This window comes from Kitasatospora sp. NPDC101235 (assembly GCF_044767505.1).
GTDB lineage: Bacteria > Actinomycetota > Actinomycetes > Streptomycetales > Streptomycetaceae > Kitasatospora.
In genome coordinates this window covers 260,117-281,890 of sequence record NZ_JBIWNZ010000010.1, presented here as the reverse complement: position 1 = coordinate 281,890, position 21,774 = coordinate 260,117, and the positions used below count along the sequence as shown (strand labels likewise).

14 protein-coding genes are annotated in these 21,774 nt (G+C 73.1%); 7 read left to right on the top strand and 7 right to left on the bottom strand.

The window, feature by feature from the left end; genetic code table 11:
* Nucleotides 1-350 precede the first annotated feature (350 nt).
* The 4 genes from ACIRRH_RS19495 to ACIRRH_RS19480 all read right to left on the bottom strand — a co-directional run bounded on the left by ACIRRH_RS19495 (nucleotide 351) and on the right by ACIRRH_RS19480 (nucleotide 5,081).
* Nucleotides 351-1,025, bottom strand: coding sequence for a nucleoside/nucleotide kinase family protein (locus ACIRRH_RS19495; protein WP_403068558.1), 675 nt, complete (start codon nucleotides 1,023-1,025; stop codon nucleotides 351-353).
* Nucleotides 1,026-1,082: 57 nt separating this feature from the next.
* Nucleotides 1,083-2,039, bottom strand: a complete 957-nt coding sequence (locus ACIRRH_RS19490; RefSeq protein WP_403068555.1) for an LD-carboxypeptidase — start codon at nucleotides 2,037-2,039, stop codon at nucleotides 1,083-1,085.
* A 212-nt stretch (nucleotides 2,040-2,251) separates the two neighbouring features.
* Nucleotides 2,252-3,301, bottom strand: coding sequence for a tryptophan--tRNA ligase (gene trpS, locus ACIRRH_RS19485; protein WP_403068600.1), 1,050 nt, complete (start codon nucleotides 3,299-3,301; stop codon nucleotides 2,252-2,254).
* Nucleotides 3,302-3,506: 205 nt separating this feature from the next.
* Nucleotides 3,507-5,081: an APC family permease gene (locus ACIRRH_RS19480; protein ID WP_403068597.1), complete on the bottom strand. Its 1,575-nt coding sequence runs from the start codon at nucleotides 5,079-5,081 to the stop codon at nucleotides 3,507-3,509.
* Nucleotides 5,082-5,405: 324 nt separating this feature from the next.
* Between ACIRRH_RS19480 and ACIRRH_RS19475 the strand changes: the two genes are divergently transcribed.
* Nucleotides 5,406-6,518 carry an ABC transporter substrate-binding protein gene (locus tag ACIRRH_RS19475; protein ID WP_403068553.1) on the top strand — a complete coding sequence of 371 codons (1,113 nt, stop codon included), beginning with the start codon at nucleotides 5,406-5,408 and terminating at the stop codon, nucleotides 6,516-6,518.
* A 214-nt stretch (nucleotides 6,519-6,732) separates the two neighbouring features.
* Entirely contained in the window at nucleotides 6,733-7,935 is a 1,203-nt protein-coding gene (locus tag ACIRRH_RS19470; protein WP_403068550.1) for a hypothetical protein, read from the top strand.
* Between the two features lie 76 nt (nucleotides 7,936-8,011).
* Here ACIRRH_RS19470 and ACIRRH_RS19465 read toward each other — a convergent pair whose 3' ends face one another.
* Nucleotides 8,012-8,563 carry an NUDIX hydrolase gene (locus ACIRRH_RS19465; protein WP_403068548.1) on the bottom strand — a complete coding sequence of 184 codons (552 nt, stop codon included), beginning with the start codon at nucleotides 8,561-8,563 and terminating at the stop codon, nucleotides 8,012-8,014.
* A gap of 123 nt (nucleotides 8,564-8,686) precedes the next feature.
* On the opposite strand from ACIRRH_RS19465, the gene ACIRRH_RS19460 reads away from it, so the two are divergent.
* On the top strand, nucleotides 8,687-9,712 hold the full coding sequence (locus ACIRRH_RS19460; RefSeq protein ID WP_403068545.1) for an ATP-grasp domain-containing protein: 1,026 nt from the start codon (nucleotides 8,687-8,689) through the stop codon (nucleotides 9,710-9,712).
* A 65-nt stretch (nucleotides 9,713-9,777) separates the two neighbouring features.
* Here the strand turns inward: ACIRRH_RS19460 and ACIRRH_RS19455 are convergent, their stop codons facing one another.
* Together ACIRRH_RS19455 and ACIRRH_RS19450 are read right to left on the bottom strand one after the other, a co-directional pair.
* Nucleotides 9,778-13,881 (bottom strand): ABC transporter transmembrane domain-containing protein, encoded by a 4,104-nt coding sequence (locus ACIRRH_RS19455; RefSeq protein ID WP_403068542.1) that lies wholly within the window; start codon nucleotides 13,879-13,881, stop codon nucleotides 9,778-9,780.
* Nucleotides 13,882-14,361: 480 nt separating this feature from the next.
* On the bottom strand, nucleotides 14,362-15,027 hold the full coding sequence (locus ACIRRH_RS19450; RefSeq protein ID WP_403068539.1) for a TetR/AcrR family transcriptional regulator: 666 nt from the start codon (nucleotides 15,025-15,027) through the stop codon (nucleotides 14,362-14,364).
* 132 nt (nucleotides 15,028-15,159) lie between these two features.
* Between ACIRRH_RS19450 and ACIRRH_RS19445 the strand changes: the two genes are divergently transcribed.
* The 4 genes from ACIRRH_RS19445 (at nucleotide 15,160) to ACIRRH_RS19430 (ending at nucleotide 21,652) form a co-directional block, all read left to right on the top strand.
* Nucleotides 15,160-16,884 carry a carboxyl transferase domain-containing protein gene (locus ACIRRH_RS19445; RefSeq protein WP_403068536.1) on the top strand — a complete coding sequence of 575 codons (1,725 nt, stop codon included), beginning with the start codon at nucleotides 15,160-15,162 and terminating at the stop codon, nucleotides 16,882-16,884.
* Between the two features lie 143 nt (nucleotides 16,885-17,027).
* Nucleotides 17,028-19,301 (top strand): biotin carboxylase N-terminal domain-containing protein, encoded by a 2,274-nt coding sequence (locus ACIRRH_RS19440; RefSeq protein ID WP_403068533.1) that lies wholly within the window; start codon nucleotides 17,028-17,030, stop codon nucleotides 19,299-19,301.
* Nucleotides 19,298-20,284 (top strand): hydroxymethylglutaryl-CoA lyase, encoded by a 987-nt coding sequence (locus ACIRRH_RS19435; protein ID WP_403068530.1) that lies wholly within the window; start codon nucleotides 19,298-19,300, stop codon nucleotides 20,282-20,284. The genes ACIRRH_RS19440 and ACIRRH_RS19435 overlap by 4 nt, the downstream gene beginning before the upstream one ends.
* A 177-nt stretch (nucleotides 20,285-20,461) precedes the next feature.
* Nucleotides 20,462-21,652, top strand: a complete 1,191-nt coding sequence (locus tag ACIRRH_RS19430) for an acyl-CoA dehydrogenase family protein (protein WP_403068527.1) — start codon at nucleotides 20,462-20,464, stop codon at nucleotides 21,650-21,652.
* Nucleotides 21,653-21,774: the final 122 nt, after the last annotated feature.

The window sequence follows — 21,774 nt, the reverse complement described above, 5'->3', positions numbered from 1 at the left end:
AAGGAACGGACGCTTCCTTCGGATCGCCTTCCAGCGGACCCTCCGGGCTTCGTTCTTTCGTGTTTCCAGCTTATCAGATGTTTTCCGCTCCGTTTCCGGGGCTTCGTTCATCCAACTCGCCGGTGTCTTCCGGGGCTTGACGCCCCGTCCGACGTTTCAAACTCTAGCCGATCTCCGCTCCGAAAAGCGAATCCGGCCGCAATCCGATAAAACGCGCACGCCGAATAAGCACCGGGTCGCCACGCGGAAAAGCGGAAACGACCGGCACGAACCGGGAGATGGTGTTTCAGAGGATTGGCCGCTCCGGGACCGTCCGCGCAGACGCGTGTCCGGTGCTCCCTGCCGAGCGACTAGAGAACACTACCCCTGTCCGGCACCGGAGGCAAACCCGCGCCTGAGACGGTCCGGGTGCAGAGCGCCCGGCCGGGCTTCACGTACTCGCCGTTGGGGTGGTCGTTGCCGGTGACCCAGCGGCGGGCGGTGGCCTCGTCGCGGCCGCCGTCGCGGTGTCGCCGGAGCAGGCGTTCCTCACGGACGTCGTCGTCGGTGTGCACGTACCAGAGCTCGTGCAGCAGCCGGCGGGCGTCGGGCCAGGGTGCGTCGGCGGAGGCGAGGTAGTTGCCCTCGGTGATGACGAGCCGGGTGTGCGGGCGGACCACATGGCGGGCGGCGACCGGTTCGTCCAGGGCGCGGTCGAAGTCCGGGACATAGATGTCCTGGAAGCGGTCGTCGGCGATGCGGCGCAGCAGGGCGACGTAGCCATGGGCGTCGAAGGTGGCCGGGGCGCCCTTGCGCCGGGTCAGGCCGAGGCGGTCGAGCTGGGCGCCGGAGAGGTGGAAGCCGTCGAGCGGGACGTAGGCGGCGGTGCCGGGGCCTTCGGCGCGCTCGACCTCGGTGACCAGGTGGCGGGCCAGGGTGGACTTGCCGGCACCGGGCGGGCCGGCAAGTCCGAGGATCGTGCGGGCGTTGCTGCCCCGGCCCCGGAGGAAGCCGAGGGCGAGGGCGGTGAGGCGGTCCTCGTTCATGGCCGCACCTTACTCAGGGCGCCCCGTCCCGGGCAGGGCTCGCCGGGCCGGATCGGCTCAGCGGTCGGTGAGGGCGGGCAGGTCGAGGGTGAGGGTGCCGGCGTCGGCGTCGAGCAGGGCGGGAACGCCGAGCGGGACGGTGAGGGTGGACGGGCAGTGGCCGAAGCCCAGCTCCCACAGCACGGGGACGCCGAGCCCGCCGAGCCGGTCGAGCATCACGTCCCGGACCCGCTCGGGCCGTCCGCAGCCCTCCCAGGAGCCGAGGGCCACGCCGGCCACGCCGTCGAGGGCGCCGGAGCGCAGGAGCTGGGTGAGCAGCCGGTCGAGCTGGTAGGGGTGCTCGTTCACGTCTTCGAGCAGCAGGATGCCGCCCTCGTAGGAGGGCCGGGCGGCGGGTGTGCCGCGCTCGGCGGTGAGGACGTGGAGGCAGCCGCCGGCCGTGACGCCGCGGGCCCGGCCGGGAACGAGCGGGGCAGCGGTGGGTGAGGTGAGGACGGTGGTGGCGGCAGGGTCGAAGAGGGTGCGGCGCAGGTGCTCGGCGGTCGGGCCGTCGGAGACGAAGGAGGCGCCTGCGGCCAGCGGTCCGTAGAGGGTGGCGAGGCCGAGGCGCTGGGCGAAGGCCTCGTGCAGGGAGCTGACGTCGCTGAAGCCGATGAAGGGCTTGGGCCCGGCGGCGCGCATCGCGGTCCAGTCCAGCAGGTCGAGCATGCGGTGCACGCCGTACCCGCCGCGGGCGCAGATGACGGCGTCGACGGTGGGGTCGACCCAGGCGGACTGGAGGTCGCCGGCACGGTCGGCGTCGGTGCCGGCGAGGTAGCCGAGGGAGGAGTGGGTGTCGAGGACGTGCGGGGCGACGGTGACGCGCAGCCCCCAGGAGCGAAGGATCGCGCACCCTGCGGTGAGGCGTTCGGCGTCGATGGGGCCGCTGGGGGCGACGACGGTGATGTGGTCGCCGGGGCGCAGGTGCGGCGGGCGGGTCAGTCCCTGGCCGGGTGTGGTCGGGTGCTGGTCCATGGGCCGGGCCGCCTTTCGGGCTCGGGAGCGGGGTGCGGGCGGTCGCGCTGTGGCCGCGACCGCCCGGTGACGATATGCCCCGTGTCAACCGGCCGATGTCCGCCGGTCGGCGTCCGCCGGATGCGGTCCGCGGGTCGGCAGGTCCCGGTGGGGGGTCCGGCAGGCTCCTGCGGACTCCGTCGCGCTCGGGAAGGGCGGGCGGTGGGTGCTCTTCAGATCACCGCCCCCATCACCTCCCGAACCTCGGTGAGGGTGGCGTCGGCGACGGCGTTGGCGTGCTCGGCGCCGTCGCGCAGGACCTGCCGCAGGTGGCCCCGGTCGGCGGCGAGTTCGGCCCGGCGGGCGCGCATCGGGCGGAGGAACTCGTTGACGGACTCGGTGACGGTGCGCTTGAGCGCGGCGGCGCCGCCGTCGCCGATCTCCTCGGCGACGGTCTCGGGGGCGCGGTCCTGGCAGAGCGCGGCGAGCAGGACGAGGCTGGAGACCTCGGGCCGGTTGACCGGGTCGTAGCCGATCCGGCGGTCGGCGTCGGTCCTGGCGCCGCGGATGATCCGGGCGGTCTCGTCCTCGGTGGCGCCGAGGGCGACGGCGTTGCCCCGGCTCTTGCTCATCTTGCCGCCGTCGGTGCCGAGCAGCATCGGGGCGTCGGAGAGCAGGGCCTGCGGGCGGGGGAAGACGGCGCTGCCGTCGGCGTGCGGGTAGCGCTCGTTGAACCGCCGGGCGACGGTGCGGGCGACTTCGAGGTGGGGCAGCTGGTCCTGGCCGACCGGCACCAGGTCGGCCTTGCAGAAGAGGATGTCGGCGGCCTGGTGGACGGGGTACGTGAACATCAGCCCGCTGACGGCGGACTGCCGGGAGTGGGCGATCTCGTCCTTGACGGTGGGGTTGCGGCCCAGTTCGGCGACGCTGACCAGGCTGAGGAAGGGAAGCAGCAGCTGGTTGAGGGCGGGGACGGCGCTGTGCGGGAAGATCGTCGCCCGCTCGGGGTCGAGGCCGGCGGCGAGGTAGTCGAGGACGAGGTTCTCGGTGTGCTCGGCGAGCCGGTCGGCGAGGTCGCGGTCGGTGATGACCTGGTAGTCGGCGACCACGACGAACATCTCGACGCCCTGGTCCTGGAGCCGGACCCGGTTGCGCAGGGTGCCGAAGTAGTGGCCGAGGTGGAGCGGTCCGGTGGGGCGGTCCCCGGTGAGGACGCGGTGGGCAGTCGGGTCGTCGGACGGAACGGGGACGGCGGCGGGAACGGGAGCCGCGGCGGCGGCGATGGTCTCGGTGGTCAAGGTCTCTCTCTCCTCGGTGCGGCGGTGGTGGCGGCCGTCCGGGGCGAGGGGCCCGTCCTGCGGGGAGCGCGGAAAACGCAGCAGGGCCGTCCATCCCGGACGGCCCTGGGTCAGGCGAGTGGGGTGGCCGTCCTAGGACGGCCACCAGCACAGGCCCACGAAGCGCTTCATGCGCCCAACAGTAGTGGCGTCAGTCCTCCACGACCAGCGCCGGGGTGTCCTTGCGCAACGTCTCGCCGCGGAAGAACTCCGGCCGGATGAAGCCGTACCAGGTCATCAGCCCGGCGCCGAGCAGCAGGATGCCGACGCCGATCACGAAGACCGAGCCGATGCCGAAGACCGAACCGCTGCCGTAGTCGGGGGCCCAGGCGTCGGTGAGGGTCTGCAGGAAGACCGCGCTGAGCAGCACGCCGCCGAGGAACGGGGCGACGCCCTTGAGCAGCAGGTCACGGGCACTGGTGCGCAGCGAACGGCGGAAGTACCAGACGCAGGCGAAGGCGGTCAGCGCGTAGTAGAAGCAGATCATCAGGCCGAGCGCCAGGATGGTGTCCTGGACGACGTTCTCGCTGATCAGGCTCATGCCGACGTAGAAGACCGCGGTGGCGATGCCCGCCGCCACGGTGGCGTAGCCCGGGGTGCGGTAGCGCGGGTGGACGGCGCCGAAGCGCGGCGGCACGGCGCGGTAGGCGCTCATCGCGAGCAGGGTGCGGGCCACCGGGATGAAGGTGGTCTGCAGGCTGGCGGCGGCGCTGGCGACGACGGCCAGGAAGAGCAGGATGCTCCACGGCGAGCCGAGCACCGGGCGGGCCAGCGCGGCGAAGACGTTGTCGGCGGTGGCCGGGTTGCCGAGGCCGTTGCCGGTGGTGCCGACGCCCGCGAACATCTGGGAGGCGATCGCGACCAGCAGGTACGAGCCGACCAGGGTGACCATGGAGATCATCGCGGCGCGGCCGGGGGTCTTGGCGCTGCCCTGCGTCTCCTCGTTCATGGTCAGGCAGGTGTCCCAGCCCCAGTACATGAAGATCGACAGCGACAGTCCGGCGGTGAACGCGCTGAACGAGTCGACTTCGAGCGGGTTGAGCCAGGAGAGCGAGAAGCCGATCGAGTCGGGCAGGTCGCCGGAGGCTGCCTTGCCGATGGCGATGGCGGAGAAGAGCAGCAGCACGGCCAGCTGGAGGCCGACCAGGCTGTACTGGAACCACTTGGTGGCGGTCATCCCCCGGTAGCTCATCGCGGTGGCGCCGGCGATCAGCAGGACCACGGTGAGCAGGTGGACGGCCTTGTTCTGGTCGAGTTCGGTGACCCAGCTGCTGCCGGTCATCTCCCCCAGCATCAGGTACAGGAAGTCGGTCGCGACCCCGGCCAGGTTGGAGAGCACGATGATGGTCGCCACCGTCAGGCCCCAGCCGGCCATCCAGCCGACCCGGGGGCCGAAGGCCCGGACGCCCCAGGTGAAGGACGTGCCGCAGTCCGGGAAGTCCTTGTTCAGCTCCTTGTACGCGAACGCGACGAGCAGCATCGGCAGGAAGCCCGCCAGGAACACCGCAGGCATCTGGACGCCGACCGCGGTGACGGTCGGACCGAGCGTGGCGGTCAGGCAGTAGACCGGGGCGACGGTCGAGACGCCCAGCACCACGCTGCTCAGCAGGCCGACGGAACCGCCCCGTAGACCCTTGTCCCCCGCTCCCCCAGCGGTCCCCTGATCGGCGGGGACTCCACCACTGATGCCACTGACCGGGGCACCCTGCGGAGCGCCGGGCGCCATTGCCCGGCCGCTGCTCGTGTGCTCTGAGAGCTGCTGATCAAACACCAGCGCACCCTAGATCCGGGCATGGAAGGTTGAGTAGACCAACTCTTGGTGATCTAAACCACGTGCTTCGATTCGTTCCCGCGGTGGCCGCTTGAGTCGATGCATTCACGACTTGTTAACCCATGTACCTTGGTTTCAAAGGAGCTGGGCCAAGAAAATTTCTTCCTTTTGCCAAGATTCGTCATGGTTTGCCCTCCCGGCACGGAGGGGTCGCGACCCCATCGCCTTCGAGTTCGGATAGGTTTGCCTAACCTAATTTCGATCGCGAAGGAGCGTCGCGTGCCCACCACCTCCGACGACCAGGCCCTCCTCCCCCGCACCGCCACCCGCCGCAGGTTCCTCACCGCAGGGATCGCCGGAGGCGCGGTGCTCGGCCTCGGCGGGCTGCTCACCGCCTGTGGCAGCTCGGGCGGATCGGGTGGATCGGGCGGCAGCGCCGATTCGACCCCGGGCGGCGGCTCCTCCCCGAACCAGAAGTCGGTCAAGCAGGGCGGCGACGACTACGCCACCGTGATCGAGAAGATGAAGGGCTTCGGCACCGACGCCGCCCCCGGCGTCTACCCGCGCACCCTCAAGCACGCGATGGGCGAGACCGTCATCCCGGCCAGGCCCACCCGCGTCGTGGTGCTGGACACCGGCGAGCTCGACAACGTCGTCGCCCTCGGCATCCAGCCGGTCGGCGTCGTGCACACCGACGGTTCCAAGTCCCTGCCGTCCTACCTCAGGGACAAGGCCGGCAGCCCTGCCGCCGTCGGCACCATCAACAGCCTCAACCTGGAGGCGATCGCCGCGCTCAAGCCGGACCTGATCCTCGGCAGCCAGCTGCGCGCCCAGGACCAGTACGCACAGCTGTCCAAGATCGCGCCGACCGTCTTCTCGCTGCGCCCCGGCTACCCCTGGAAGCAGAACTTCCTGCTCAACGCGAGTACGTTCGGCCTGGAAGCCGAGGCCAGGACGCAGCTCGACGCGTACCAGGCGGCGGCCGCGGCGATCGGCGCGAAGCTCGGCGACAAGCGGCCCACCATCACGCCGCTGCGCTTCATGCCGGGCCGGACCCGGCTCTACGCCGAGCTCTCCTTCATCGGCACCATCCTCACCGACGTGCCGCTGCCGCAGCCCGGAATCGAGCAGGTCCGGGAGCTCGCGGTGGAGGTCAGCCCGGAGCAGATCGACAAGGCCGACGCCGACTGGATCTTCTACGGCGTGTACGGCAGCCCCAGCTCGACCAACCAGGACGCGGTGCTGGGCGGCGCGCTCTGGAAGACGCTCGGAGCGGTCAAGTCCGGTCAGGCCCGGCCGGTTTCGGACGAGACCTGGTTCCTCGGGCTCGGTGTCATGGCGGCGAACGCGGTGCTCACCGACCTCAAGGGCTTTGTGGCGCCCGGCAGTTGAGACTTCCCGACCGGGCAGTGGCCGGGTCGGCGCGCAGAACGGGGCGCCGTTCCGGTCGTGTGGCAACGGTGTTCGCCCAGCGCTGTCTTGGGCGATCTGCTGCTCATCCCGCACCGATCCCGCGGTGGTATCGCGCACACCGCCGGGTTCGACGCTTGGAGCTGATCGCGTGGTGCGGGAGGATCGTCGGGACCGTTCCCCGAAGGGCCCGCAGATGACCTCGCTCCACCCCGCCGCAACCGCTCCGTCCCTGCCCGGCCCGCCCGGGGACAGTGCCGGATCCTCACCCCCGTCCGCCGCGCCCGGCCCGCCCGCCGCGGCCGTCCCGATGTGCTCGATCGCGTCCGCCGCCGAGCCCGGTGCGACCTCGCCCGGCTCCCCGGAGGGGTCGGCGCGCCAGGACGGTACGGCGCGCCACGACTCGGTGCCGCAGCCGCGCAGCCGGAACGATGCGCCGGCAGCCTGCCCGGAGGTCGACGGCGATCCGACCACGTCGCGGCTGCGGGCCGCGTTCACCGACCGGCTGCGGGCCGCGCACGCCCAGGGCCGCTCCGTCGCCGAACTGGCGGACGCGTGCCGGCGGCCGGTCGCGGAGGTGCGGGCTCTGCTCGGCCTGGCCGCGGACGGTCCGGCCGCGCCCGGCGCTTCCACCGGCGGTGCTGCCGGGGCGACCGACACCCCCGACGGACCGGAAGGGGTCGGGGCCGAGGCCGGGTTCGTCCGGTTCGGGCCCGCCGCCGCGCCGTCGGAGGGTGGCCAGTCCGTGCCGGCGCCGCGTCCGGTGCGCGAAGAGCCGCGGATCCTGGGGTCCCGGCGGCCGTCGCCCTCGCGGCGACTGCGCCGGATGCACCCGCAGGCCGTCCAGACCGGGCAGGGGGCGACCGCACGGGAGACGGCCGCGACCGGCCCGAGCAGGACGGATCTGCCGGATGTCACCGGGCGGGCGGACGAACGCGCCGGTACGGCCGGTGCGGCGGCGCAGGCGCCGTCGTTCGAGGCCGGAGCCGGAGCCGGCATCGACGCCTGGGGCTCCGATGGGGCCGACCCGGCTGCCACCGGCCCCGCCGCCGGAGCCTCGTGGGCCGAGCCTCCGCTCGGCATCCTGATCGGCGGCAACCCCGTGCCGGCCGAGGGCCTCGGCCGGCCGGAGGAGCGCACACCCGTCCGGGCGGCGGCCAAGCCGATCCGGGTCGGCCGCGGCACCTGTCTGGTGGTGCTGCCCTCCTGGCGGCCCGCCATCGCCGTCTCGGTGCCGACCGAGCAGCTGCTGTCCGCGACCGGGCTCGGCTTCGAGCAACTGGCCGGCGCACAGCTGACGGTGCTGATGAACCCCGCCGCACTGCACGACCGGGAGCTGGAGCTGCACGGCTGGGAGTCCGCTCCGGCCGGGCGGACCCGGCGCGGCAGGCGCACGTAGCCGCTCCGCCGGGCGCCGTCCGGCGAAGGGCAGCGCGGACGTGGTGGGCCCGACGGGCCCGGCAGGCCTGACCGGGCTAACGGGCCTGACCGGCCTGAGGGGTGACCGGGGCGTTCGGGACGTACCCGAGGTCGACGGGCACCGGCGGCCGCCCGTCCACGGCCCAGCCCGCGCGGACCGCGTCCAGCAGTTCCGGCAGTGCGGGCGGCCAGAGCGGGTCAGCGTTCTCGTCCGCGAGGTCGGCCGGGGTCCACCACCGCCAGTCCAGGATCCGGTCGACGGCGTGCACCTCGCTGACATCGCCGACCGGGCCGCGGTGCGGGCCGCCGGTGAGGTAGATGTGCTCGTGCTGGCGGACCGGGGTGCCGTGCCAGGTGAAGTCGTGCTCCCAGGTGCAGAGCAGCGGGCCGGGTTCGAGGTCGCTCCAGCCCGTCTCCTCCCAGAGCTCGCGCCGGGCGCCGTCCCACGGAGTCTCACCCGGTTCCAGTCCGCCGCCCGGCATGGCCCAGTGCACGCCGACCTCGTCGTTGTCCGAACGGAGCAGGAAGACCGAGCCGTTCTCGTCCAGGACCACCGTACGGGCGGCCTGCCTCGGCTTGCGTTTGCGCTGACGCAGCAGATTTCGCATCGGGTCACTCTCGCAGCAGCCGGCAGGGGCGTCGAGCGGATTCGGCACTCCGGTCGGGTGCTTGAGCCGGCCGGTCCGTCGCGGCGGGCGCACGACCCGCCGGGCGGCCGTACCCTGACGGCCATGCCCGTACCCGCGATCATCTTCCCCGCCGATCCGCTCAACCCGCGCCGGCCCGACCCGCACTTCGCCTGGGAGGCCAGGATGCTGCGGGAGTTGGGCGGCGAGCACCACCTGGTCGACCATGACGGGCTGTTCGCCGGGCGGGCCGAGGAGGCGGTCCGGCGGGTACCGCGGGACAGCGGCCCGCTCTGGTACCGGGGTTGGATGCTGCCATCCGCCCGGTACGCCGACTTCGCCGCCGCGCTCACCGCCCGCGGCGGCAACCTGCTGACCAGCGCGCCCGGGTACGCGGCGGCCCACGAACTGCCGGGCTGGTACGACGTGTTCGAGGGCGCGACCCCGGCCAGTGCGTGGATCCCGTCCGACGGGCCGGTGGCGCCAGGGCCGGCGGAGCTGGCGGAGGCCGCGGCCCGGCTCGGTGGGCGCGGCCCGGCGATCGTCAAGGACTACGTGAAGTCGCGCAAGCACGAGTGGCACGAGGCCTGCTACGTGCCCGAGTTGTCCGACCTGGCGGCCGTCGGCCGGGTGGTGGAACGGTTCGTCGAACTGCAGGGCGAGTTCCTGGCGGGCGGCGTGGTGCTGCGGCAGTACGAGGAGTTCGAAGGCGCGGGCGTCCCGGCGATCGGTCCGGTCGGCCCGGTCGGCCCGGTCGGCACGAACGGTACGAACGGTACGAGCGGGTTGGCCGGTACGAGCGGGTCGGCCGGTACGGCCGGTCCGGAGCGCGCGGACGGCGGCGGACCGGGGGCCGGCGGGCGGGCCGTGGAGGCCCGGGTGTGGTGGCTGGACGGCCGGCCCGTCCTGGTCGGGCCGCACCCGGACGCCCCGCGCCAGGCCGTCGAACCCGACCTCACCGGGGTTCCGGCGCTGGTCCGCAGGCTCGGCTGCCGCTTCGTCACCACCGACCTCGCCAGCCGGGCGGACGGCTCCGGCTGGCGGGTGGTCGAGGTCGGGGACGGGCAGGTGAGCGACCTGCCCCGGGGGATCGACGCCTCGGCGCTGCTGGCCTCGCTGATCGCCGCCTGACGGTCCGCAGGTGAAGGGCCGTCAGGCGGCTCGCGGGTGAGCGGGGTTCCGGGTGCGGAGCGGCCCTATCCTGCGGCGACGGCCTCGACCGCCGGGTGACCGTCGGCGATGAACGCCTGCCAGAGCCGGGCGTAGGTGCCGCCCCGGGTGAGCAGTTCGGTGTGCGTGCCGTCCTCGACCACCCGGCCGTGGTCCAGCACGATCACCCGGTCGGCGCGCTCGGCGGTGGTCAGACGGTGGGCGATGACCAGGGTGGTCCGGCCCCCGCTGAGCCGGTCCGCGGCCTGGTTGACCGCTGCCTCGGTGGCCAGGTCGAGCGCCGCGGTGGCCTCGTCGAGCAGCAGGACGTCCGGGTCGACCAGCTCGGCCCGGGCCAGCGCGATCAGCTGGCGCTGGCCCGCCGAGAGGTTGCGCCCGCGGCCGGCCACCTCGTGGTCGTAGCCGCCCGAGAGCCGGACGATCATGTCGTGCGCGCCGACTGCCCGGGCCGCCGCCTCCACCTCGGCCGCCGAGGCGTCCGGCCGGCCGTACGCGATCGCCTCGCGGACGGTGCCCGCGAACAGGTACGCCTCCTGCGGCACCACGCCCAGGCGGTGGCGGTACTGCGCCAGGTCGTAGCGGGTGAGGTCGACCCCGTCCACCCGGACGGTGCCCTCCGTCGCGTCGTAGAACCGGGCGACCAGCTTCACCAGCGTCGACTTGCCGGCGCCGGTCTCGCCGACCAGCGCAACCGTCTGCCCGGCCGGGATGTGCAGGTCCACGCCGCTCAGCACGGTCGGAGCACCGTCGGCGCCTCCGTTGTAAGCGAAACCGACCCCCTCGAAGGAGATCTCGCCGCGCAGGCCCTTGGCCACCGGGACCGGGTCGACCGCCTCGGCGGTGGTGGTCGGGGTGCGCAGCAGCTCGCGGATGCGGCCGAGCCCGACCGAAGCCTGCTGGTAGCCGTCGAACACCTGGGACAGCTGGTTGACCGGCGCGAAGAACAGGTCGATGTAGAGCAGGTACGCGACCAGCGCACCGACCGTCAGCGTCCCCGCGTCGACCCGGGCGGCACCGACGATCAGCACCAGCGCGGCGGCCACGCTGGAGAGGAACTGGACGAACGGGAAGTACAGCGAGATGTAGAGCTGGGCCCGGACCCGGGCCTCGCGGTAGGCGATGCCACGGGCCACGAAGCGGTCGGTGTTGGTGTCCAGGCGGCGGAAGGCCTGGACGATCCGCATGCCGGCCACGTTCTCCTGGAGGTCGGCGTTGACGGCGCTGATCAGGTCGCGGGAGCGCTCGTACTGGTCCTTGGACTTCTTGCGGAACACCAGGGTGGCGATCACCAGCAGCGGCAGGACGGCGAAGACCACCAGGGCCAGACCGGCGTCGATGATCAGCAGGGCGGCGAAGATCCCGGCGAAGGTCAGCAGGCTGACCACGGCGGTGACCATGCCGGTCTGGAGGAAGGAGGTCAGCGAGTCCAGGTCGGTGGTCATCCGGGTCATGATCCGGCCGGTCAGCTCGCGCTCGTAGTAGTCCAGGCCGAGCCGGTTGAGGTGGGCGAAGATCTTGAGCCGGAGCGTGTAGAGGACGCGCTCGCCGGTACGGCCGCTGACCCGGTTCTCGGCACCCTGCACCACCCAGTCCAGCAGCACCACGACGAGTGCGGTGAGCGAGGCCACCGCGACGCCGGACATCAGGCCCTTGCGGACGCCCTCGTCGATGCCGTGCCGGATCAGCACCGGCAGCACCAGTCCGGCCGCTGCGTCCAGGGCGACCAGCAGGAGGGCGATGAGCAGCGGGTTGCGGAAGGGGCGCAGCAGACGGCGCAGGGTGAAGTCGGGGTCGCCGGCCTCGGCCTCGTCGCGGGGGACGGCCGGGTTGTCGGAGGCGGGCGGGAGGGCCGCGACCTTGTCCAGCAGGTCAGGGTCGGCGGTGCGGGCTGCCTTGGCCAGGGCGGGGGTGGGGAGGGCGGGGGTGGCCTGGGTTCCGGTGGTCCCAGTGCTGTCGGTGGTTCCGGCGCTGTCGCTCCCGGGGGTTCCGATGGTTCCGGGGGCCGTCTGCGCGTCGCCGGTGGGAGCGCCGGCGGCGGCCGGCTGCCCGGACGCCTGCCCGGACGCCTCTGCGGAGGCCGGTTCAGGGATGGACTGCCGGCCGGTGCGACCGGCCTCGGGGTCGGTGATCAGGGCCCGGTACTGGGGACATCGGGCTTCTAGTTCCTCGTGCGTTCCGAGATCCAGCAGCCGACCGCGCTCCAGGACGGCGATCCGGTCGGCGAGCTGGAGGGTCGAGCGGCGGTGGGCGATCAGCAGCGTGGTGCGGCCGGTCATCACCGAGCGCAGCGCGTCGTGGATCTCCGCCTCGATCTGCGGGTCCACGGCGGAGGTGGCGTCGTCCAGCAGCAGGATCCGGGGGTCGGTGAGGATCGCCCGGGCCAGCGCGATGCGCTGGCGCTGGCCGCCGGAGAGGGTCAGGCCCTGCTCGCCGACCTTGGTGTCGTAGCCGTCCGGCAGCGCACGGATGAACTCGTCGGCCTGGGCGGCGCGGGCGGCGGCGACCACCTGCTCGTCCGTGGCGTCCGGGCGGCCGTAGGAGATGTTGGTGCGGACCGACTCGGAGAAGAGGAAGCTCTCCTCGGGGACGATGCCGACCGTCGCGCGGACCGAGTCCAGGGTGAGGTCGCGCAGGTCGTGGCCGAACAGGCGGACGGCGCCGGCGGCGGGGTCGTAGAAGCGGGGCACCAGCTGGGCCACCGTCGACTTGCCGGAGCCGGAGGCGCCGACCAGGGCGAGGGTCTCACCGGGGGCCAGCTTCAGGCTGAGGCCGTGCAGGACGGGGGCGGGGTGCTCGGGGTCGTAGCGGAACTCGACCCGGTCGAACTCCAGGGCGACGTCGGGGGTCCGCGCACCGACGGTGGCGGTGACGGCGGTGGCGGTGGCGGTGACGGCGGTGGCGCCGGAGGCGGGGGCGTCGGCCGGTGCGCCGTTCTCCGAGGCCCCGGCCGGGGTGTCGCCGTGCGCAAGGTCCAGGGTGCGGGCGTCCGGGCGCTCCTGGACCAGCGGGCGCTCGTCGATCAGCTGCAGGACGCGCTCGACACCGGCCCGGGCCTGCTGGCCGACGGTGATGACCATGGTCAGCATCCGCACCGGGCCGGTCATCTGGGCGACGTAGGTGGAGAAGGCGACGAAGGTCCCGAGCGTGACCCGGCCGTCGACGGCCAGCCAGCCGCCGAAGGCCAGGACGCCGACCTGGGCGAGCGCCGGGATCGCCTGCATCGCCGGGTTGTAGCGGGCGTTCAGCCGGATCGACCGGAGGCGGGCCGCGAAGAGGTTGCGGGAGGCCAGCTCCAGCTTGTCGCGCTCCTGCGCCTCCTGGCCGAAGCCCTTGACCACGCGGACGCCGCCGATCGCGCCGTCCACCACGCCCGCGACGGCGGCCGCCTCCTGCTGGGCGGCCCAGGTGGCGGGGAACAGGCGTTTGCGGCTGAGCACCGAGACCCACCACAGCGCGGGGGCCATGACCAGGGCGATCAGGGTGAGCGGCGGGGACAGCCAGACCATCACGGCCAGCGACATGACGAACATCAGCAGGTAGCCGGTCATCATCGGCAGCATCGAGAGCAGACCGTTGACCAGCTGGAGGTCGGAGGTCGCACGCCCGACCACCTGGCCGGTGTCCAGGCGGTCCTGACGGTGGCCGTCGAGCCGGCCGAGCGAGCGGAACAGGTCGCTGCGCATGTCGTGCTGGACGTCGACCGCGAGCCGGCCGCCGTAGTAGCGGCGGACCTGGGTGCAGCCGAAGACCACGAGGGCCGCGAGCAGCAGCACCACCGCCCAGGGGGCCAGCGAACGGGTGTGGGCGACGATGACGTCGTCGATGATCAGCTTGGTGACCAGCGGCACCAGCGCGGTGACGGCCATGCCGAGGAGCGAGGCGCCGAAGGCGAGCAGCAGGCTGCGGCGGGACCGCCAGCTGTAGCCGACCAGGCGGCGCAGCCAGCCGGCCGACTCGGCACCCTCGGCAGCGGGCTGGGTGTTCTCGACGGCGGGCCCGCCGTCTCCGGTGACCGGCCCGGCGTTCTCGACGGCGGGCTGCAGGCTGTCGACGGGGACCTCCCGGGTCGGGCCGGGGGCCGGGGGGCCGCTCGGGGATTGCTCCACCGTGGATCCGTGAGTCTCAGGCATATTTAGGGATGCTAACCATTTCGTCGGGTGGCTGCCATGGCGTTTCCGGCCCGGGTGGGTTCGGGGCGGGTGGGTTCGGGGCGGGCCGGGGCAGCCCTGATCATCCGGTCCGGCGGACTGCCCAACAGCCAGCCGCCTGCGGTGATTCCCGGTGGAACACTCGCATGGCCCACTCCCCCCGGCCGACTCCAGGGTCGCCGACGGCCGTCACGACGGCCAGCGGCCAGAGGCGGGCGGGCGCCGTTCTTTGGGATTAGTCCTCGGGGCGGGCTGCCGCCGGGCCTTCACCGGCGAAACCCTCGCCCTCTGACCATTCTCCGCCAGCCCCTTCCCCGTCTGCCCCTTCTCCGTCGGGCCGATCCCCATCGGGCCACTTCGCGACGGACCGCTCGGCGACGGACTGCTCGGCGAAGGACTGCTCGACGACGGACCGTTCAGCGACGGGAACGGGGCCGGAGGCACTGCCCGGGGTGCAGGTGGTCAGGCCCCCGCGGACGCCGAACCGTCGACGGGGGAGGCTGCCGAGTCCGCGGCCGCCGCGAAAGCGCCGTGGGCGAGGGCATGGAGCAGGGCGGCCATGCCGTCGCGCTGGAGGGCGGAGCGCTCAGCCTGGTCGGGGTTCGAGCCGAGGCTGTGCGGGGTCGAGTTGATCAGGCCGAAGACGGCGTGCACGGCGGCCCGCGCCACCGGCTCGGCGGCGGGGTCGGCCAGTGGCGGGTAGGCCTGCCGGACCACCTCCACCCACAGCTCGACGTAGCCGCGCTGGAGCCGGCGGACGGTGCGCCGGTCCTCCTCCTTGAGGTTCAGCAGCTCGCGGTCGTGCAGGGTGATCAGGTCCCGGTCGTTCAGGGCGAAGTCGACGTGGCCGCTGATCAGCGCGTCCAGCGTGGCGGCCGGGCCTTCGCCGCCGCCCGCCCGGCGGCGCCCCTCGTCCAGCAGGCGCTCGCTGATGCCGATCAACAGGTCCGCGAGCATCGCGTCCTTGCCGGCGAAGTGCCGGTAGAGCCCGGGGCCGCTGATCCCGACGGCCTTGCCGATCTCGTCCACGCCGACACCGAGGAAGCCCCGGGCGGCGAACAGCCTCGCGGCCTCCCGGCGGATCTGGTCGCGGCGTGGGAGCGCGGAGGCTGCGGGGACGTTCGGCATGCCGTCCATCGTAGACAGTCGGGTTATCGGCCGTTAACCTGGCCGCGTAAGTTAACGTTAATTAACGTGGCGATCACGGGCGGACCGTACCCGGCTGCCCACCTGGTGCCGAGGGCAAGGGAGCTCTTGGGAATGGTCATCTCAACCGCCGGCACACCCACCGGTGTCCGGCTCAGCGCGGCGACCGGCACGACGGCGCCCGGTACCGCCCAGTCCGGTGCCACCCAGCCCGCGGCCGCCGCACCGGCGCCCCGGCTCGGCAGCTCCGTCGATCCCGGCTCCGAGGCCTACCGCGCCAACACCGAGGCGCACCGGGCCCTGGTCACCGAGCTGCGCGCGAAGCTCGACGCGGCCGCCTTGGGCGGCGGCGCCAAGGCCCGCGCCCGGCACACCGCCCGCGGCAAGCTGCTGCCCCGTGACCGGGTGGACACCCTGCTCGACCCGGCCTCCCCCTTCCTGGAGCTGGCCCCGCTGGCCGCGGACGGGATGTACGACGGCGCGGCCCCCGCGGCCGGGGTGATCGCCGGCATCGGCCGGGTCGCCGGGCGCGAGGTGGTGGTGGTCGCCAACGACGCCACCGTCAAGGGCGGCACCTACTACCCGATGACGGTGAAGAAGCACCTGCGTGCCCAGGAGGTCGCGCTGGAGAACCGGCTGCCCTGCGTCTACCTGGTGGACTCCGGCGGCGCCTTCCTCCCGATGCAGGACGAGGTCTTCCCGGACCGCGACCACTTCGGCCGGATCTTCTACAACCAGGCCCGGCTCTCCGCCGCGGGCATCCCGCAGATCGCCGCCGTGCTCGGCTCCTGCACGGCCGGCGGCGCGTACGTCCCGGCGATGAGCGACCAGGCCGTGATCGTCCGCAACCAGGGCACGATCTTCCTGGGCGGTCCGCCGCTGGTGAAGGCCGCGACCGGCGAGGTGGTCACCGCCGAGGAGCTGGGCGGCGGCGACCTGCACTCCCGCACCTCGGGCGTGACGGACCACTTGGCCGAGGACGACGCCCACGCCCTCTCCATCGTCCGCACGATCGTCGCCGGGCTGGGCCCGCGCGAGGCCAAGCCGTGGCCGCTCACCCCGGTCGAGCCGCCGGCCGTCGACCCGGCGGGTCTGTACGGGGCCGTGCCGGTCGACCCGCGCACGCCCTACGACGTGCGCGAGGTGATCGCCCGGCTGGTGGACGGCAGCCGGTTCGCCGAGTTCAAGGCCGAGTACGGCTCGACCCTGGTCACCGGCTTCGCCCGGATCCACGGCCACCCGGTCGGCATCGTCGCCAACAACGGCGTGCTGTTCTCCGAGTCGGCCCTCAAGGGCGCCCACTTCATCGAGCTGTGCGACCAGCGCGGCATCCCCCTCCTCTTCCTCCAGAACATCACCGGGTTCATGGTCGGCCGGCAGTACGAGGCGGGCGGCATCGCCAAGCACGGCGCCAAGATGGTCAACGCCGTCGCCTGCACCCGCGTCCCGAAGCTGACCGTGGTGATCGGCGGCTCGTACGGAGCCGGCAACTACTCGATGTGCGGCCGGGCCTACTCACCCCGCTTCCTGTGGATGTGGCCGGGCGCCAAGATCTCCGTGATGGGCGGCGAGCAGGCGGCCTCCGTCCTCGCCACCGTCCGCCGCGACCAGCTGGAGGCGCACGGCGAGCAGTGGCCGGCCGAGGCGGAGGAGGAGTTCAAGCGCCCCGTCCGCGAGCAGTACGAGCGCCAGGGCAACGCCTACTACGCCACCGCCCGGCTCTGGGACGACGGCGTGATCGACCCGATGGACACCCGCACCGTCGTCGGTCTCGCGCTGACCGCCTGTGCCAACGCACCGCTGGCGCCGCCCGCTCCGTACGGCGTCTTCCGCATGTGATCCCTCGTCGTGTCACCCCTGTTCCCGTGACCCTTCCCTTCCGGGTGTGACTCCCCGCGGCGCCGGCCCACCCGGGCCGGCGCCCCGACCGCCCACCGCCACCTCCTTCGTACGGCTCCCCTCGACCCGGAGGAACGCCTCCCATGTTCGACACAGTTCTGGTCGCCAACCGCGGCGAGATCGCCCTCCGGGTGATCCGCACCCTGCGGCGGCTCGGCGTCCGCTCGGTCGCCGTGTTCAGCGACGCGGACGCCGACGCGCCGCACGTCCGCGAGGCCGACGTCGCGGTCCGGCTCGGCCCGGCCGACCGCAGCGACAGCTCAGCGGCCGAGACCTACCTGCGGACCGACCAGATCCTCGCCGCTGCCCGCCGCACCGGCGCCCAGGCCGTCCACCCCGGTTACGGCTTCCTCGCCGAGAATCCTGGCTTCGCCCGCGCCTGCGCCGACGCGGGCCTCGCCTTCATCGGACCACCTCCCGCTGCGGTCGAGCTGATGGGCGACAAGATCAACGCCAAGGAGGCCGTCCGGACCGCCGGCGTCCCGGTGGTCCCCGGCAGCCGGGCCACCGCGCCCACCGATGAGGAACTCGTCGCTGCCGCCGACGAGATCGGCTACCCGGTGCTGCTCAAGCCGTCCGCCGGCGGCGGCGGCAAGGGCATGCGGCTCGTGCGGGACCGCGCCGACCTGCCGACCGAGATCGCCGCCGCCCGCCGTGTCGCCCGCACTGCTTTCGGCGACGACACCCTGCTGCTGGAGCGCTGGATCGACCGGCCGCGCCACATCGAGGTGCAGGTGCTCGCCGACGCCCACGGCACCACCGTCCACCTCGGCGAGCGCGAGTGCAGCCTCCAGCGCCGCCACCAGAAACTGATCGAAGAGGCTCCCTCCGTTCTCCTGAATGCCGAGACCCGCGCCGCGATGGGCGCCGCGGCCGTCCGCGCCGCGGAGTCCTGCGGCTACACCGGCGCCGGCACCGTGGAGTTCATCGTCCCCGGCATCGACCCGGACGCCCCCGCCTCAGCCGCCGAGGGGGTGCGGGACTTCTTCTTCATGGAGATGAACACCCGTCTCCAGGTGGAACACCCCGTCACCGAACTCGCCGTCGCGGTCGGCGCGGACTCGGCCCGGCTCGACCTGGTCGAGTGGCAGCTGCGCGTCGCCGCCGGTGAACCGCTCTCCTTCACTCAGTCCGACATCTCCTTCCTGGGCCACGCCATCGAGGCCCGCATCTGCGCCGAGGACCCGGAACGGGACTTCCTGCCCACCGGCGGCCGCATCCTCACCCTGGACGAGCCCCGGGGCGAGGGCATCCGTGTCGACTCCGGGGTGGCCCCCGGAACCGTCATCACCAGCGCCTACGACCCCATGCTCGCCAAGGTCATCGCGTACGGGCCCGACCGCCCGACCGCGCTGCGCCGGCTCCGCGCGGCGCTGGCCGACACCCGCATCCTGGGCGTCACCACCAACACCGGCTTCCTGCGCCGACTGCTCGCACACCCCGAGGTCGCCGCCGGCCGCCTGGACACCGGACTGGTGGAGCAGACGGCCCAGGAGCAACCGGCCCTGCTCACCGCGCCGTACTCCCCCACGAACGCGACCACCCCGAACACGCCCGGGGCGGCCGAACCGCCGTCGCCCGCTCACCTCCTCTACTACGCGGCCGCTCTGGCACGGCACCTGGAACTCACCCCGGCCGCCGATCCCGACGGCTGGACCGACCCGTTCTCCCTTCCCTCCGGCTGGCGCCTGGGCGGCACCCCCGCCTGGACCACCCACCGACTCCGTACCCCCGGCCAGGACCCGGTGGCGGTGCGCGTCCGCTCGATCACTGCGGGCAACGTAGCCGATGCCACTGACAATTCCGCCGGGCCCACCCGCGAGGTGGAGCTCCGGCTCGACGAGGGCCCCACGCACCGCGCCCGGGCGACCCTGGCCGGCGACCGGCTGCACCTGACCGTCGACGGCCTCCGGACCACGTTCTCGCTGGCCACCGACGCCACCCCCGGCCTCGCTGCCGGACCGGTGACCTGGCTCGGCATCGAGGGCGACGCCTGGCCGCTGCACGCCTTCGACCCGGTCGTCGAGAGCGCCGCCGGGGCCGCCGCTCACCACGGCGCCCTGACCGCCCCGATGCCCGGCACCGTCACCGTCGTCAAGACCACGGCGGGCGAGACGGTCCGCAAGGGACAGCCCCTGCTCGTGCTGGAGGCCATGAAGATGGAGCACGTGATCGCCGCACCGCACGACGGAGTGGTGGCCGAACTGCGGGCCACCGCCGGCGCCACCGTCGCGATGGAGGACCTGCTGGTCGTGGTCACCCCGGTCGAGGACGCGGTGGTCGGGGACGCGGTGGTCGGGGACGCCCCGGCCGAACCGGCCGCGGCCCCCGCCGAGCCCGCGGAGGTCCGGTCGTGACCGCCCCCGCCCGCGAGCCCGACGCCCTCGACCTGGGCCTGCCCGACCCGGTCCGCGCCCCCGGCCTGCCCGAGGAGGTCCGGATCCACGAGGTCGGACCGCGCGACGGCCTGCAGAACGAGAAGTCCCTGGTGCCGGTCGAGGTCAAGGCCGAGTTCATCGCCCGGCTCGCGGCCGCCGGGCTGCGGACCGTCGAGGCCACCAGCTTCGTTCACCCGAAGTGGGTACCGCAGCTGGCCGACGCCGAGGAGCTGGTCCCCCGGCTCGCCGGCCTGCCGGAGCGCCACCCCGGCCTGCGGCTGCCGGTGCTGGTGCCCAACGAGCGCGGCCTGGACCGCGCGCTCGCCCACCACGCCGCCGACATCGCGGTGTTCGCCAGCGCCACCGAGACCTTCGCCCGCCGCAACCTCAACCGCTCGGCGGACGAGGCCATGGCGATGCTCCGCCCGGTCGTGGCCCGGGCCACCGGGGCCGGGGTCGCGGTCCGCGGCTACCTCTCGATGTGCTTCGGCGACCCGTGGGAGGGCCCCGTCCCGGTCGACCAGGTGGTCCGGTACGGCGTGCAGCTGCTGGAGCTGGGCTGCACGGAGCTGAGCCTCGGCGACACCATCGGGGTCGCCACCCCGGGCCAGGTCACCGCCCTGCTGGCGGGTTTCGCGCGGGCCGGCGTCCCGGTCGACCGGCTCGCCGTGCACTTCCACGACACCTACGGCCAGGCGCTCAGCAACACCCTGGCGGCGCTGCGCGAGGGCGTCACCACGGTGGACGCCTCGGCGGGCGGCCTGGGCGGCTGCCCGTACGCGAAGAGCGCCACCGGCAACCTGGCCACCGAGGACCTGGTCTGGATGCTGCACGGGCTCGGCATCCGGACCGGCGTCGACCTGCGCTCCCTCGTCGCGACCAGCGGCTGGATGGCCGAGCGCCTCGGCCGCCCGAGTCCGTCCCGCACCGTCCAGGCGCTGCTCGGCTCCGCCGGGGGCTGACCCGCCCGCTCCCGTTCCGGCGCCGGCCGCCCGCACCACCCGGCCGGCGCCGCGCACCACCCGCACCGCTCGACTCCCGCCCCTCAATCACATCGTGCGTCCGTCACACCGACCGACGGACGCCGGTCACCCCGTTCACGTCCGCGGCCGACCCGGCCGGACGCCAGGAGGATCACCATGCTCGACCACCGACTCAGCAGCGAGTACGAGGAACTGCGGCGCACCGTCGCCGAGTTCGCCCAGGACGTGGTGGCGCCGAAGATCGGCGAGTTCTACGAGCGGGAGGAGTTCCCCTACGAGATCGTCCGGGAGATGGGGCGGATGGGGCTCTTCGGCCTGCCCTTCCCGGAGGAGTACGGCGGCATGGGCGGCGACTACTTCGCCCTCGGCCTCGCCCTGGAGGAACTCGCCCGCGTGGACTCCTCGGTGGCGATCACCCTGGAGGCCGCCGTCTCGCTCGGCGCGATGCCGATCCACCGGTTCGGCACCGAGGAGCAGAAGCGCGAGTGGCTGCCCCGGCTGACCTCGGGCGAACTCCTCGGCGCCTTCGGCCTCACCGAGCCGGAGGGCGGGTCGGACGCGGGGGCCACCCGCACCACGGCGCGGTACGACGAGGCCACCGACGAGTGGGTCATCAACGGGACCAAGTGCTTCATCACCAACTCCGGCACCGACATCACCGGCCTGGTCACCGTCACCGCACTCACCGAACCGATCGCTCGTTCGAGTGAAGAGGGCGAATTCCGCTCGCCCGTACGGGAGATCTCCTCCATCATCGTGCCCACCGGGACCCCCGGCTTCCAGGTCTCGAAGAAGTACTCGAAGGTCGGGTGGAACGCGTCCGACACCCGCGAATTGTCCTTTACCGACTGCCGCGTTCCCGCGGCCAACCTGCTGGGCGAGCGTGGCCGAGGCTACGCCCAGTTCCTGCGGATCCTCGACGAGGGCCGCATCGCGATCGCGGCCCTGGCCACCGGCCTGGCCCAGGGCTGCGTCGACGAGTCCGTCAAGTACGCCGGCGAGCGCCGGGCCTTCGGCCGGCCGATCGGCGCCAACCAGGCCATCCAGTTCAAGCTTGCCGACATGGAGCTGCGCGCCCACACCTCCCGCCTGGCCTGGCGGGACGCCGCTTCTCGGCTGCTGCACGGCGAACCGTTCAAGAAGGAGGCCGCCATCGCGAAGCTGTACTCGTCCGAGGCCGCCGTCGACAACGCCCGCGAGGCGACCCAGATCCACGGCGGGTACGGCTTCATGAACGAATTCCCCGTCGCCCGCTTCTGGCGCGACTGCAAGATCCTGGAGATCGGGGAGGGCACGTCCGAAGTCCAGCGCATGCTCATCGCCCGGGAGCTCGGCATCGGTTCGTGACGATCATTGCCTGACGGTCACCTCCTGAACCGCGCTCACCGGGTCGGCACACCGCTCAACGCATCGCTCCACAAGGCAAGTTGGGTGGCCCATGGCAGAGGAGGCATCAGGAGGAGACCAGG

Bases quoted from the DNA above. Each gene is read 5' to 3' on its own strand.
- ACIRRH_RS19430 (WP_403068527.1), top strand. From the start codon at position 20,462: ATGCTCGACCACCGACTCAGCAGCGAGTACGAGGAACTGCGGCGCACC.
- ACIRRH_RS19470 (WP_403068550.1), top strand. From the start codon at position 6,733: ATGACCTCGCTCCACCCCGCCGCAACCGCTCCGTCCCTGCCCGGCCCG.
- ACIRRH_RS19490 (WP_403068555.1), bottom strand. From the start codon at position 2,039: ATGGACCAGCACCCGACCACACCCGGCCAGGGACTGACCCGCCCGCCG.
- ACIRRH_RS19495 (WP_403068558.1), bottom strand. From the start codon at position 1,025: ATGAACGAGGACCGCCTCACCGCCCTCGCCCTCGGCTTCCTCCGGGGC.
- ACIRRH_RS19455 (WP_403068542.1), bottom strand. From the start codon at position 13,881: ATGCCTGAGACTCACGGATCCACGGTGGAGCAATCCCCGAGCGGCCCC.
- ACIRRH_RS19480 (WP_403068597.1), bottom strand. From the start codon at position 5,081: ATGGCGCCCGGCGCTCCGCAGGGTGCCCCGGTCAGTGGCATCAGTGGT.
- ACIRRH_RS19460 (WP_403068545.1), top strand. From the start codon at position 8,687: ATGCCCGTACCCGCGATCATCTTCCCCGCCGATCCGCTCAACCCGCGC.
- ACIRRH_RS19465 (WP_403068548.1), bottom strand. From the start codon at position 8,563: ATGCGAAATCTGCTGCGTCAGCGCAAACGCAAGCCGAGGCAGGCCGCC.
- ACIRRH_RS19445 (WP_403068536.1), top strand. From the start codon at position 15,160: ATGGTCATCTCAACCGCCGGCACACCCACCGGTGTCCGGCTCAGCGCG.
- ACIRRH_RS19450 (WP_403068539.1), bottom strand. From the start codon at position 15,027: ATGCCGAACGTCCCCGCAGCCTCCGCGCTCCCACGCCGCGACCAGATC.
- ACIRRH_RS19440 (WP_403068533.1), top strand. From the start codon at position 17,028: ATGTTCGACACAGTTCTGGTCGCCAACCGCGGCGAGATCGCCCTCCGG.